The sequence below is a fragment of the Arsukibacterium sp. MJ3 genome, assembly GCF_000987765.1.
Taxonomy (GTDB): domain Bacteria; phylum Pseudomonadota; class Gammaproteobacteria; order Enterobacterales; family Alteromonadaceae; genus Alishewanella.
This window is the reverse complement of the sequence record NZ_LAHP01000010.1, coordinates 132113-145755: the sequence shown is the minus strand read 5'-3', so window position 1 is coordinate 145755 and position 13643 is coordinate 132113. Positions and strand designations below refer to the sequence as shown.

The 13643-nt window shown below is 45.1% G+C and carries 12 protein-coding genes; 10 read left to right on the top strand and 2 right to left on the bottom strand.

The genetic code is table 11. The annotated features are described in order from the left end of the window. Positions 1 to 245 precede the first annotated feature (245 nt). From rimP to VT06_RS09480, 9 genes are all read left to right on the top strand, one after another. Positions 246 to 701, top strand: coding sequence for a ribosome maturation factor RimP (rimP, locus tag VT06_RS09520; protein ID WP_046554057.1), 456 nt, complete (start codon positions 246 to 248; stop codon positions 699 to 701). Between the two features lie 34 nt (positions 702 to 735). Beyond that, positions 736 to 2232, top strand: coding sequence for a transcription termination factor NusA (gene nusA, locus VT06_RS09515; RefSeq protein WP_046554056.1), 1497 nt, complete (start codon positions 736 to 738; stop codon positions 2230 to 2232). Between the two features lie 25 nt (positions 2233 to 2257). After that, positions 2258 to 4942 carry a translation initiation factor IF-2 gene (gene infB / locus VT06_RS09510; protein WP_046554055.1) on the top strand — a complete coding sequence of 895 codons (2685 nt, stop codon included), beginning with the start codon at positions 2258 to 2260 and terminating at the stop codon, positions 4940 to 4942. Between the two features lie 96 nt (positions 4943 to 5038). Beyond that, positions 5039 to 5455, top strand: coding sequence for a 30S ribosome-binding factor RbfA (gene rbfA, locus VT06_RS09505; protein ID WP_046554054.1), 417 nt, complete (start codon positions 5039 to 5041; stop codon positions 5453 to 5455). Next, positions 5455 to 6408 carry a tRNA pseudouridine(55) synthase TruB gene (gene truB / locus VT06_RS09500; RefSeq protein ID WP_046554053.1) on the top strand — a complete coding sequence of 318 codons (954 nt, stop codon included), beginning with the start codon at positions 5455 to 5457 and terminating at the stop codon, positions 6406 to 6408. Before rbfA ends, truB begins: the two co-directional genes overlap by 1 nt. Before the next feature lie 99 nt (positions 6409 to 6507). Further along, a complete protein-coding gene (gene rpsO / locus VT06_RS09495) occupies positions 6508 to 6777 on the top strand; it encodes a 30S ribosomal protein S15 (RefSeq protein WP_046554052.1) in 270 nt (89 codons plus the stop codon). A gap of 187 nt (positions 6778 to 6964) precedes the next feature. After that, complete coding sequence (pnp, locus tag VT06_RS09490; RefSeq protein ID WP_046554051.1) at positions 6965 to 9094, top strand: polyribonucleotide nucleotidyltransferase; 2130 nt, start codon at positions 6965 to 6967, stop codon at positions 9092 to 9094. Position 9095: 1 nt separating this feature from the next. Beyond that, positions 9096 to 9992: a lipoprotein NlpI gene (gene nlpI / locus VT06_RS09485; RefSeq protein WP_152659003.1), complete on the top strand. Its 897-nt coding sequence runs from the start codon at positions 9096 to 9098 to the stop codon at positions 9990 to 9992. Continuing rightward, positions 9979 to 11172, top strand: a complete 1194-nt coding sequence (locus VT06_RS09480; RefSeq protein WP_046554050.1) for a hypothetical protein — start codon at positions 9979 to 9981, stop codon at positions 11170 to 11172. Before nlpI ends, VT06_RS09480 begins: the two co-directional genes overlap by 14 nt. On the opposite strand, the gene VT06_RS09475 is transcribed toward VT06_RS09480, so the two are convergent. Beyond that, positions 11167 to 11541 (bottom strand): PilZ domain-containing protein, encoded by a 375-nt coding sequence (locus VT06_RS09475; protein ID WP_046554049.1) that lies wholly within the window; start codon positions 11539 to 11541, stop codon positions 11167 to 11169. The two genes, VT06_RS09480 and VT06_RS09475, sit on opposite strands and share 6 nt — an antisense overlap. A 351-nt stretch (positions 11542 to 11892) precedes the next feature. Here VT06_RS09475 and VT06_RS09470 point away from each other — a divergent pair, with 351 nt between their 5' ends. Further along, positions 11893 to 12645: a hypothetical protein gene (locus tag VT06_RS09470; protein WP_046554048.1), complete on the top strand. Its 753-nt coding sequence runs from the start codon at positions 11893 to 11895 to the stop codon at positions 12643 to 12645. A gap of 111 nt (positions 12646 to 12756) precedes the next feature. Here VT06_RS09470 and VT06_RS09465 read toward each other — a convergent pair whose 3' ends face one another. Beyond that, a complete protein-coding gene (locus VT06_RS09465) occupies positions 12757 to 13338 on the bottom strand; it encodes an outer membrane beta-barrel protein (protein WP_046554047.1) in 582 nt (193 codons plus the stop codon). Positions 13339 to 13643: the final 305 nt, after the last annotated feature.

Here is a 13643-nt window from a genome sequence, read left to right as displayed (position 1 = left end):
GGTTAGACAGTTATATTGAGATTGCGCCCTCGGGCTCCTCTTTATAACCACAGGGCGAAGGTGCTAAATCCGGCTCCCGCAACCAACTTTAGGTTAGACTTTTTTTTCACAATAGCCATTGGCGATATGGGTGTTGTTAGGATGTTACTTCGCCCCGCTTGTTCGGGGCGTTTTCGTATCTGGCGTGTCAGTTTTGCAGTAATGGGCGCTATGCCCATTTTTTATTGGTGTATTCGGAGGTCTTTTTGACTAAACAAGAACAACAACTGGTTGAGTTGTTGACCCCTACAATAGCAAACTCAGGTTTTGCATTGTGGGGTATTGAATTGCTGCGTGCCGGTAGGCACACCACGTTGCGGCTATATATTGATCACGCTGACGGTATTACTGTTGAGAATTGTGCTTTGGTAAGCCGTGAAGTTAGTGCTGTACTGGATGTGGAAGACCCTATTCCTAACGAGTATACCTTGGAAGTTTCATCACCAGGGTTAGCCAGACCGCTATTTACCGAAGCACATTTTACCCAGGCTGTCGGCCAGCAGATTGAAGTGAAGCTGGCGATAGCGCAAGATAACAGAAGAAAATTCAAAGGCATGTTGCAAGCAATAGACACTGACATGCTCGTTATAGAAGTTGATGGCAAACCCTATCGTTTGCTGATGGATAATATAGACAAAGCAAACGTAGTACCGGTTTTTTAAGGTATTCGGGTCGCGTCAGAACGAGGCAGATACAATGGCAAAAGAAATATTATTAGTTGTTGATGCAGTATCAAACGAAAAATCAGTACCGCGGGAAAAGATTTTCCAGGCACTGGAGTTTGCATTAGCTGCAGCCACTAAAAAGAAAAACGAAAGCGACATTGAAGTGCGGGTTAGCATTGACCGCAAAACCGGGTCATATGAAACTTTCCGGCGTTGGGAAGTCGTGGCTGATGAGGCGGTACAAGAGCATCCTACCCGGGAAATTACCTTGTCGGCAGCACAATATGATGCACCGGAAGTTAACATTGGTGATTATTACGAAGAACAAATTGATTCAGTAGAATTTGACCGTATTACCACGCAGATGGCGAAACAGGTAATCGTGCAAAAAGTACGCGAAGCTGAGCGGTCACAGGTTGTTGAAGCCTATATTGATCAAGTTGGTGAACTGGTTACCGGTATTGTTAAAAAAGTAAACCGCGACAGTATTATTGTTGATTTAGGCAATAATGCTGAAGCGATGTTACCGCGCGAAGAAATGTTGCCGCGCGAAACGTACCGGCCAGGCGATCGGATCCGTTCTTTACTGTTTGATGTGAAGCCAGAAGCCCGTGGCGCTCAGTTGTTTTTAAGTCGTGCCAGACCAGAAATGTTGCTGGAGTTATTTCGGATTGAAGTGCCGGAAATTGGCGAAGAAATGATTGAGCTACGCGGTGCAGCCCGTGATCCGGGTTCGCGGGCCAAAGTTGCAGTAAAAAGCAACGATCGGCGCATTGATCCGGTAGGTGCTTGTGTTGGTATGCGTGGCTCACGCGTGCAGGGTGTTTCTAACGAGCTGGCGGGTGAGCGTGTTGACATTGTCTTGTACGATGATAACGATGCGCAGTTTGTCATAAACGCGATGGCGCCAGCTGAAGTTGCCTCTATTATTGTTGACGAAGATACCCATTCGATGGATATCGCTGTTGAAGATTCTAACTTGGCGATGGCCATTGGCCGCAATGGTCAGAATGTGCGGTTAGCCAGCCAGTTAACCGGTTGGGAACTGAATGTAATGTCAGTTTCAGACATGAAGAAAAAGCATCAGGAAGAAACTGAAAAAGTTCGGCAAATCTTTATGGACGCTTTGGAAATTGATGCAGATTTCGCAGATGTATTAGTGGAAGAAGGCTTTGCCACGTTGGAAGAAGTCGCCTATGTTCCAATTAGCGAACTATTATCTATTGACGGTTTTGATGAAGAAATTGTTGAAGAGTTGCGCGGTCGGGCAAAAGCCGTTTTAACTACCCGTGCTCTGGCCAGTGAAGAATCACTGGAAGATGCCAAACCTACTGCAGCGCTGTTAGCGCTAGAAGGTTTAGATACACATACCGCATATGTCGTTGCCAGCAAAGGTGTTACTACCCTGGATGACTTAGCCGAGTTGGGTGTCGACGATTTATTAGATATAGCAGATATAACTGAACAAAAAGCCGCTGAGCTAATTATGGCCGCGCGCAACATTGTTTGGTTTAGTGAAAGTAACTGAGTAGTCAACGGAGGTAACAACACAAATGGCAGAAGTCACCATAGAGAAGCTGGCCAGTGATGTCGGTACAACTGTTGATCGGTTAGTACAACAATTTGCTGATGCAGGTATCACCAAAGCTGCAGGGCAGCAGGTATCTGAAGATGAGAAAAAAACACTGTTAGAGCATTTAAGTAAGCAGCATGGCGGTAAGTCGTCAGAGCCTTCTAAACTAACATTGAAACGTAAAGAAAAAACCACGTTAAGTGTAGCTGGTGGCGCCGGTCGTAACCGTGAGATCCAGGTTGAAGTGCGTAAGCAAAAAACCTATATCAAGAAGCCGTTAGTTGATGAAGCTACGTTAAAAGCGCAAGAAGAAGCGCGTATAGCGGAAGAAAAAGCCAACGCTGAAGCTAATCGTGCTCGTCAGGAAGCTGACCATAAAGCGCGCGAAATTGCCGCGGCTAAAGCTAAAGAAGAAGCCGAGCGAAAAGCGAGTGAAGCAAGAAAGCGCGAAGAAGTTAAACAGGCGCAATTGTTAAAAGATGATCCGGAAGAAGCCGCTCGTCGCGCAGCGAAAGAAGAAGCGAAGCGTGAAGCTGAGCATATGCGGCAGCAACAAGAAGCAGAAGCGTTACGTAAGCTGGAAGAAGAAGCTAAAAAGCAAGCTGATGCTGCTCGCAAATTGGCTGAAGACAATGGTGAGCGTTGGGCGCAGGAAGAAAAAGCCAAGTCTACTGAGAAAGATGATTATCACCTGACCAGTAACGAATTTGCCAAGCAAGCTGAAGACGAAGTAGATGCCAAAGAAGAACGGGCCGGTCGCCGTGGTGTGGGTAAGAAAACACCGCCAGCTAAAGGTAAAAAGAAAGACGACGGTAACGATAAAGAAGCCTTTAACCGCGCTAACCGTCACACCAAGAAAAAGAAAACGCCAACCAGTATGCAACATGGTTTTAATAAGCCAGCGCAGCCGGTTGAACGTGAAGTGAAAATTGGTGAAACCATTACCGTAGCCGAGCTAGCTGCAAAAATGGCGGTTAAAGCGTCAGAAGTAATTAAAGCGATGATGAAAATGGGTGCTATGGCAACCATTAACCAGGTTATTGATCAGGAAACGGCGGCTATTGTCTGTGAAGAGATGGGCCACAAATTTACTCTGACCAAAGAAAACGAGTTAGAAGAAGCCGTAATGTCTGATCGTCAAGGTCAGGGTGAGCTTGAGCCACGGGCACCGGTAGTGACCGTAATGGGTCACGTTGACCACGGCAAAACGTCGTTATTAGATTTTATACGTAAAGCTAAGGTCGCCGACGGTGAAGCCGGTGGTATTACCCAGCATATTGGTGCTTACCACGTTGAAACTGACCGCGGTATGGTAACGTTTTTAGATACGCCAGGTCACGCTGCGTTTACGTCAATGCGAGCTCGGGGTGCTAAAGCCACTGATATCGTTATTCTGGTTGTGGCGGCGGATGATGGTGTTATGCCGCAAACTAAAGAAGCTATTCAGCATGCGAAAGCCGCTGGTGTGCCTATCGTGGTTGCAGTCAATAAAATTGATAAGCCAGATGCTGATCCAGATCGCGTGCGTAATGAATTATCACAGTTTGACGTTATTTCAGAAGAGTGGGGCGGCGATACTCAGTTTGTTCAGGTATCAGCCAAAACCGGTCTGGGTATTGACGACTTGCTGGAAGCCATTCTGAACCAAGCTGAGTTATTGGAATTAAAAGCGGTAAGAAATGGCCTGGCACGTGGTGCGGTAATTGAATCTCGCTTAGACAAAGGCCGTGGTCCAGTTGCGTCTATTCTGGTACAGGAAGGTACGCTGAATCAGGGTGACATTGTACTTTGTGGCTTTGAGTATGGTCGGGTTCGGGCAATGCGTGACGAAAACGGGCGTGATGTTAAAGTGGCTGGCCCTTCTATTCCGGTAGAAATTTTAGGTTTGTCTGGTGTACCGCAAGCGGGTGATGAAGTTACCGTGGTAAAAGATGAGCGTAAAGCGCGTGAAGTTGCTTTATATCGTCAGGGTAAATTCCGCGATGTTAAATTAGCACGTCAGCAGAAATCGAAATTGGAAAACATGTTCGCCAATATGACTGAAGGCGATGTGTCTGAGCTTAATCTGGTTCTCAAAGGTGACGTACAAGGTTCAGTACAGGCAATTTCAGAATCTTTGGCTAAACTGTCTACTGATGAAGTTAAAATTAAAATTATCGGTAGCGGCGTTGGTGGTATTACCGAAACTGACGTTACCCTGGCGGCGGCTTCACAAGCTATTATTATTGGTTTTAACGTTCGTGCTGATGCTTCTGCCCGTAAAATGGTTGAAGATGAAGGCCTTGACCTACGTTACTACAGCATCATTTATGAGCTGTTAGACGAAGTCAGAGCGGCGATGACCGGTATGTTAGCCCCACTGTTCAGACAGCAAATTATTGGTCTGGCACAGGTGCGGGACGTGTTCCGTTCACCGAAGTTCGGCGCTATTGCCGGTTGTATGGTTACGGAAGGCTTGATCAAGCGCAATGCACCAATTCGGGTATTACGTGAAAACGTAGTGATTTTCGAAGGTGAATTGGAGTCGTTACGTCGCTTCAAAGATGATGTAAGTGAAGTAAGAAATGGCTTTGAATGTGGTATCGGGGTGAAAAATTACAACGATGTGCGCGAAGGCGATCAAATAGAAGTATTTGAAACCATTCAGGTTGAACGTACTTTATAAAGTACCGCTGGTCAGCACAGTGCTGGCAATACATAGTACAGGGGCCTTTAGTGCCCCTGTTGTGTTTTCCCTGGCCCAAAATTGGAAGGCTCAGAAATGGCAAAAGAATTTTCCCGCGTTGACCGGTTGTCACAACATATTAAAAGAGAAATGGCGGTTATACTGCAACGCGAAATTAAAGATCCGCGGCTGCATTCAATGATTACCGTGTCAGATGTCGAAGTATCTCGCGACTTGTCCCATGCCAAGGTGTTTGTAACCTTTTTAGGGATGGACGACAGCAAGGTTGAAGACAACCTGAAAATTTTGAATGATGCGGCAGGCTTCGTTCGAAGTCTTATTGGCAAACGGATCCAAACCCGCATAGTACCGAATATTCGTTTTGCCTTTGATCAGTCATTAAATGAAGGGATCCGCATGGCTAGCTTAGTGGCTACGGTTCGCCAGGAAGATGAGCGAAAGCGTAAAGATGCCGGGCTAGACCCTATTGATAGCGACGGAGCCGATGACTAATGGCGCGTAAAAATGCCAGAGAAGTTAATGGCATTCTGTTGTTGGATAAACCGCTAGAAGTAAGCAGTAATGGTATTTTGCAGCGGGTACGCTGGTTATATCAGGCAAAAAAAGCCGGACATACCGGTGCGCTGGATCCAATGGCCTCTGGCTTATTGCCCATTTGTTTTGGTGAAGCCACTAAGTTTAGCCAGTTTTTACTGGATACGGATAAAACCTATTTGGTTACCGCTTGTTTTGGCGTACGTACCACGACTAGTGATACGGAAGGCGAGATTATCAGCCAGCGCCCGGTGAGTTTTACCGACAGTCAACTAGAACAAGCTTTGCCGTTGCTTCGAGGTGATATACTGCAGGTGCCGACGATGTTTTCAGCCCTTAAGTATCAGGGGCAGCCTCTTTACAAATATGCCCGTCAAGGCATTACCATTGAGCGTGAAGCACGGCCAATTAGTATATTTCGTTTTGAATTGTTACAACGTACTGGTGATAATGCAGACTTTATTATTCATTGCTCTAAAGGTACTTATATACGCACCTTAATTGATGATTTAGGCGAGTTATTAGGTTGCGGCGCACATGTCAGTAAATTACACCGCACCCAGGTTGGCCCCTTTACCGCCGGCCAAATGGTGCCGCCGTCACAGTTAGATGCATTGGCCGGGCCGTGTCATACTACCGCTGATTTTAGTGCGCTTGATTCATTATTATTGCCACTTGATGCAGGTATTGTTGCTATGGCTTCGTTGCTACTGACAGCTGAGCAGCAATTGTGCTTACAACATGGCAAAAGCTGTAAGGTGGCTGCTGCCGATACCGATGCCATTAAATTACTGGGACCTGACGCGGTGTTTATAGGGGTTGGCCAGGTAGAGCAGGCAGTACTTAGCTCACGACGCTTATTGAATACCAGTGCCATGCACCAGCCAACGGCTGAGATAAGTGGCTTGTAAATTGTAAGCAAAGTGCTATTATACGTTAGTTTTTTGGGGTCTGCTGGATGAGTGATCGGCGATACCCTTATTTTAGTTCACTCAAACTTGGAGTTAAATATGTCGTTAAATGCTGCTGATAAAGCAAAAATTGTTGCTGACTACGCTGTAAAAGAAGGCGATACCGGTTCACCAGAAGTACAGGTTGCCCTGTTAACTGCGTCAATCACTCACCTGCAAGGCCACTTTGCCGAGCACAAGCACGACTTCCATTCTCGTCGTGGTTTGTTACGGATGGTTAGCCAGCGTCGTAAGCTGTTAGATTACTTAAAAGGCAAAGACCAGAGCCGTTACACTACTCTGATCGGTCGTTTAGGTTTACGTCGTTAATCGTTAATCGACAACGAAAAAAAGAGGCTTTTTAGCCTCTTTTTTTTGTGCCTTTTCTATAGGATTATTGTTACGGGACTACTTTTACTGAACTATCTTTTATATTAGGTTACAGAGTATACTGTACAAGCAAAAAACACAGAGAAAAACATCGCAATTCGGCGATTAAGATAAAGGAAATACATACGTGACTCCCATCGTAAAATCATTTCAGTTTGGCCAACACACCTTCACTTTAGAAACCGGCGTAATAGCCCGTCAGGCAGATGCCGCAGTATTGGCCAGCCTGGGAGATACTTCAGTTTTAGTAACTGTTGTTGGTAAAAAAGAACCTAAACCTGGTCAGGATTTTTTTCCGTTAACCGTAAACTACCAGGAAAAAATGTATGCAGCTGGCCGGATCCCGGGTGGCTTTTTCAAACGCGAAGGCCGGCCAAGTGAAGGTGAAACGTTAATTTGTCGTTTGATCGATCGCCCAATCCGGCCATTGTTCCCGGAAGGCTTTAACAATGAAGTGCAGGTTATTGCTACTGTGGTGTCAGTGCAGCCTGAAATTCAGCCAGACATCGTGGCATTAATTGGTACCTCAGCCGCTTTAGCGTTGTCAGGTATTCCGTTTGCAGGCCCTATTGGTGCTGCACGGGTAGGTTATATTAATAACCAGTACGTGTTAAACCCATCAGAAGAAGAGTTAAAAAGCTCTAAATTAGACTTGGTGGTAGCCGGTACGCACAATGCGGTACTGATGGTTGAATCTGAAGCCAACATTCTGTCAGAAGACGTTATGTTAGGCGCAGTAATGTATGGCCATGAGCAACTGCAAACGGCTATTACTGCTATTAAAGAATTAGCGGCTGAAGGCGCTAAACCCGCCTGGAACTGGCAAGCACCAGCTAAAAATTTACCACTAATTGCTAAAGTCGCTGAGCTGGCTACTGCTGATATCAGCACGGCGTATCAGATCACTGAAAAAGCCAAACGCTATGAGCGTATTTCGGTAATTAAAGCGGCTGTTCATGAAAAATTAATTGCTGCATTAGCCGCAGGCGAAGAGCTTAATAAAAACGAGTTTGGCGAAATATTCCATGCTCTGGAAAGTAAAGTGGTTCGCAGCCGTATTACCAAAGGCGAGCCACGTATTGATGGCCGTGACCCGGAAATGATCCGTGGTTTAAGCGTCATGACGGGCGTACTACCACGTACTCACGGTTCATCACTGTTTACCCGTGGTGAAACGCAGGCGCTGGTTACCTGTACTTTAGGTACCGCTCGCGATGCACAAAACATTGATGACTTGTTAAGTGCTAAAACCGACACCTTTATGCTGCACTACAACTTCCCTCCTTACTGTGTGGGTGAAACCGGTATGGTCGGTTCGCCGAAACGCCGTGAAATCGGTCATGGCCGGTTAGCGAAGCGCGGTGTACTGGCGGTTATGCCTGATTTTGAAGACTTCCCGTACACCGTACGAATTGTTTCTGAAATTACTGAGTCAAACGGTTCAAGCTCAATGGCTTCTGTTTGCGGTTCATCGTTAGCCTTAATGGATGCGGGTGTGCCAATTAAAGCGTCAGTAGCCGGTATTGCCATGGGTCTGGTAAAAGAAGGTGACGACTTTGTCGTATTGTCAGATATTTTAGGTGATGAAGATCACTTAGGTGACATGGACTTTAAAGTAGCCGGTACCACCGAAGGTATTACTGCCCTGCAAATGGACATTAAAATTGATGGTATTACCCAGGAAATTATGCAAATTGCCCTAAAACAGGCAAAAGCAGCGCGTTTGCATATTCTGAACGTGATGGATCAGGCTATTAGTGGTCACCGTGAAGAAATGTCTGAATACGCGCCGCGCATTTACACCATGAAGATTAACCCGGAGAAAATCCGTGAAGTTATCGGTAAAGGTGGCGCAGTTATTCGTCAAATTACTGAAGAGTCAGGCACTACTATTGAGCTGGAAGATGATGGCAGCATAAAAATTGCCGCAACTACTGCTAAAGCCGCGCAAATTGCCATTGACCGCATCAATGCTATTACTGCCGACATTGAAGTAGGTGCCATTTACCAAGGTGAAGTGGTACGTATTGTCGACTTCGGTGCTTTCGTTAATGTATTGCCAGGTAAAGATGGTTTAGTGCATATTTCGCAAATTTCGGAAGAGCGGGTAAGTAATGTGTCTGAACACTTGCAACTGGGGCAGAAAGTAGCGGTTAAAGTACTGGAAGTAGACAAGCAGGGCCGGGTACGCTTAAGTATTAAAGAAGCGAATAGTAAGCCAGCAGAAACTGCAGCTAATGCTGAGCAAGACGCTTAACATGCTCAGATTTAAAACAGGTGGTGTAGCGCTAATAGTAGCGCTACTTACCTTAAACGGTTGTGCAATGGTACAACCGTCATCGTCAGCGGCCTGGCTTACGCCAGAGCCGTTGGCGGTTCCTTATCGAACTGAGTTGGCGATTGCCCGCTTAACCGAAATTTTGCAACGTGCTGAGTTATCAGATGAGCAGTCGGCACGTTTATTTTATGACCGTGGGGTCATGTACGACAGTGTCGGTTTACGATCACTGGCCCGGTTAGATTTTATGCGGGCATTACGGCTGAAACCAGACCTGGCTGATGCCTATAATTTTGTTGGCATTCATTACACCCTTAGTGGCGATTTTGACCAGGCATATGAAGCCTTTGACTCGGCGCTGGAACTGGCACCTGATTATGAATATGCCTATTTAAACCGGGGTATTGCGCTGTACTATGCCGGACGGACTGAGCTGGCATTACCTGATTTTGAGCGATTTTTGCAATTACGACCGGCAGATCCGTACCGTGTTATTTGGTTATACCTGGCTGAGTTAGAGCTATCAAAAACGGCTGCCAGGCAGCGACTAGCAGTTAATCTTACTGAACTGGCCACAGATGACTGGGCAACTAACATAGTTCGCTTTTATGCTGGTAATATCAGTGAGCAGCAACTGTTAGACACCATTATCGAGGATTTAACTGGCCCGCGTGCATTAGCCGAACGCCTTTGCGAAGTGTATTTTTATTTGGCGAAATGGCATGACGCTTCACAGCGACCAGAGCAGGCGTTGCAGTATTATAAAATGGTGTTAGCCACTAACGTTTATGAGTTTGTTGAACACCGTTACGCCAGGCTAGAAATGGCCCGGTTACGCGGTGAAACATTAACGGGCCAGAGTGATGAATTTCATTAAACCTTGCCATAGTGTGTTAGTTAAAAGTCAGCTTGCTGGCTTTTTTGCTTTTCTGCTATTGGGGTGTACACCGCAGATAAACCCACACAGCCAGCAATATATAATGCAGCAAGCGCAAACTGAACCTGCTGCCGCTATGCAACTGGCCCGACATCGTTTAGCTAATAACGAGCTAACCGCTGCACTGCGCTGGTTCAGACACGCTGCGTTACTGGGTGATAGTGCTGGCTTAACGCATGCCTTGCAATTACAACAGCGGTTAGAAGGGCGTTTAGCCACGGCAGTATGGTTAGAGCAGCAACTTAACAGTCAGCAACTGGCTGCTAGCGCTGTTAGCGCCGCGCAACGGGCTACTTTGGGGTTATGGCAAGCAGAGCCAGTACCGCCAGCGGATAGTGGCTATCAGGCTGTTGCTGGCTGTATGCTTACGCTACAGCCAGTCGCCAGCCAACAAGCTGGCGTGCTACGTTGGCAGCACTTAAAAACAGCTTGGGCCAAGGATCCCTTACTTGGCCAGTTACCGGTTTGTTTTAAACCGTTAATAACAATCAGCGCTACCGCTCTGAGTTGCTCAGAGCGTCCAGCGCAGCGTATTCAATGCGAATATGGCGCATTAACTGAGCAGGTTATTACCGGTAACTTTAGTCAACTGCTGGTAATTGCCGGCCAAGGGCTGGCCAGTTACAACAATGGTATTGTGCAATTACCCGATACGGCCAGCCTGGCGTTATTGCAACATGAATTTATGCATGCTTTGGGGTTTATTGACGAGTATCCGTTAGCGGCTGTCGCTGCGGCAGACGTATGCAAAAGCGGCACTTTTGCGACTAACCTGTTGTTTGATAATACACCGGCAACGCTGGCGGCCTATCAGCAGCGTTGGCAGCTGCAGCTTGACCCGGCATTGCTTACTCCGGTAACTACTTGCCAGGCGGCGAAAGTTCAAGCATACCGGGTAGTTGCAACAATTAACCCGATGCAGGCATACCAAACGGCAATGCCAGCGGTGTATCAGCAACTAATAGTGCAGGCGTTAAGCGCGCCAGAACACATTATGCCGGTGCAATATTATTTTGCTTATTTAGCCCGGCAACAGCAGGCATGGCAGCAGTGGCATACTTTAATGCAGCGTGCCGCCAGTAACGGTTATGATGATGCAATAAACGCTTTGCAGTTATAAATCGTTAGCGGCTTCTGTTGCACATAATTCAGATAACTCACGACCAAGTAACTGGCTGTCACCTAAATTTAATTCAATTAATCGTTTTAAATGGCTGGCACTTTCCAGATCGATTTTATCGCAGTGCAGGCCAATTACCTCGTTATGCAGATGCGCTATACTAACGTGCATACTAAAATCCAGCGGATAATCACTTAAATGCACCCGCAGCAGTATTGGGCTGCTGAGCTGTTGTGGCCAGTTTTCCGGCAGTTTAACCAATGCACCTTTAAACGATACATCCAGCACCTCAGTCGGGTAGCTTTCATCTGCCGTTTCTAAATGCGCCTTACCCTGAAAATTCACCCGGCTAAACCGTCGTTGTTCCATAATCCCCCCAATAATAACTGCAGCAAGTGTAGCCGTTTAAACCGAAAATAGCACAACAAGGCTGGAGGTATTAAGCAATTAAAACGTGCACTTATCGCCAAGATAAAGTGTTAAAAACCAGCCATTAACAATTGGATCTGCCCCCCAACGTTTCTTAACAGTAAATAGTAGCGAGTGACTTTTGATATGTGCCGATTATTGTCAGCTTTTTATACAATTAGAAAATTCAAACAAGCAGAAAATAACTCAATTATTACTAAATTATTGATAAGTAACATATATTAATTAATATTAAAGTTGGTACCTATTTTGCATAACTAGTTATTGTTAAATACTAATTAGGGATTATACGTGATAAAAAAACTAGAAAAATCAATTAAACGCCAAGTAAAAATTGCTGGCTTACTGCTGATTGCCAGTGTTGCAATGTCAGCACAAGCGGCAATAATTGTTATTACGCCAGAGAATCCAACTTGGGGCGGTGATGTCAATAGTGCTATAACCGCTGCAGCACCACGAAATGGTAATGCTTCATTGCAAGTGCAGGGTGACAGAACCCGCTTTTTTGGGCTGGGTAACCCTTTTAATCCACTGAGTAATATTGCGTTACTTGATGAGTTATTAAACTTCAGTTTTGAGTGGGCCATTTCCTCTACTAGCAGCAATGATTATCATCCAGATTACACGCCGGCTTTGCGTTTACATATTTGGGATAATGGTCAACGTAGTGAGTTAATTTGGGAAGGTGCTTACAACGGTGTTTACGGAAATATAAGTAAAGACACCTGGTATCAAACCAGCTTCAGAGATAACTTTTATCAATGGGTAGCTGGTGTTGGTGTTACAGAAATATATAATAGAACATTAACCGACTGGCAAAACCTTTACTCAGACGAAGCGTATATTTCTTCGGTAAGTATTGGCGCAGGTAGTGGTGCAACGACCAATTATCTGGCTTTTGCAGACAACCTTACTCTGCAATTAACTAACTCTGATGTTACTTACAATTTCGAGCTCGCAGCAACAGCAGTGCCTGAACCTGCTGGTATAGCATTGTTTGCTGGTGGTTTGTTATTATTGTTACGCCGTTTTAGAGCTAAATAATTCAATAATATAAAGTTAAGTATAATTAAAGGCTGCATCGCAGCCTTTATTTATTTTAACAATTGGATCTGACCCCCAAAGTTAATCTTCGCTCAGATAAACTTTTCATTTTCAGAAATTAAGCACTAGACCAGTAGCTAGCAAAGATACATCGCTATCAAACTGATAACCAGCGTAAAGATCAAACACAGGTGTTAGTTTTACCCTAGCCGATAAATCGCCATAAGTGGCACTGCTAGAATCAGATCCATTGCTATATCTCACTGCTGCTGCAAGTTCTAGCATTGGAGTTGCACGATACCTAAATCCGGCACCTGCTTGAAAACCGTTGCTAGTGACACTTTCAAAACCATTAATTTTATTTTTGGTTTGCTCATAACCGCCTTCAAAAAAGGCATCTAAGTTTTCTGCTGCGGCTTGACGCATGCCTAGGCGTACTGAAAAATCATCAAATGCAATGTCGCCTGATAAGTCAGTATAAGAGGCAGCTACATACAATGTGTCAGACAGTAAATAGCTACCATTAATTTGATAACCATCAGGTTTAATAGTGTTATTAATGACATTTTTTATATTAGCTTTAGCATATCCAGCACTTACGTAATTCCAGCTAATATCTGGTTTAGATGCCAGGGCAGCAAAACTAGAATAGCTTAAAATAACTAATGTAATACTAGTAACAAGAATTTTCATAAGACCTCTGTAGTCATATAAGGAAAATATAAAAGCATATTACCAGTTTAGTATTTAAAAAATGCTAATTTTTTACCATTTTATTTAATTGGTGGCTGGTGATAAACACATAAATTTAGCCTGACTACCTTCAATAGCTCCGGCCGATAAGTTACCTTTACTGGTACAAACATCACCGTTTGGTGTGAAAATTAAGTCACGTAAAATGTCACACGGGCAGGGCTTGGTTAGGCTTTAAACGTTTAATTGATAGGATTGAAACGTAACTTGCAATCTGACCCTTAAGGTTTGAAATAACACAACGA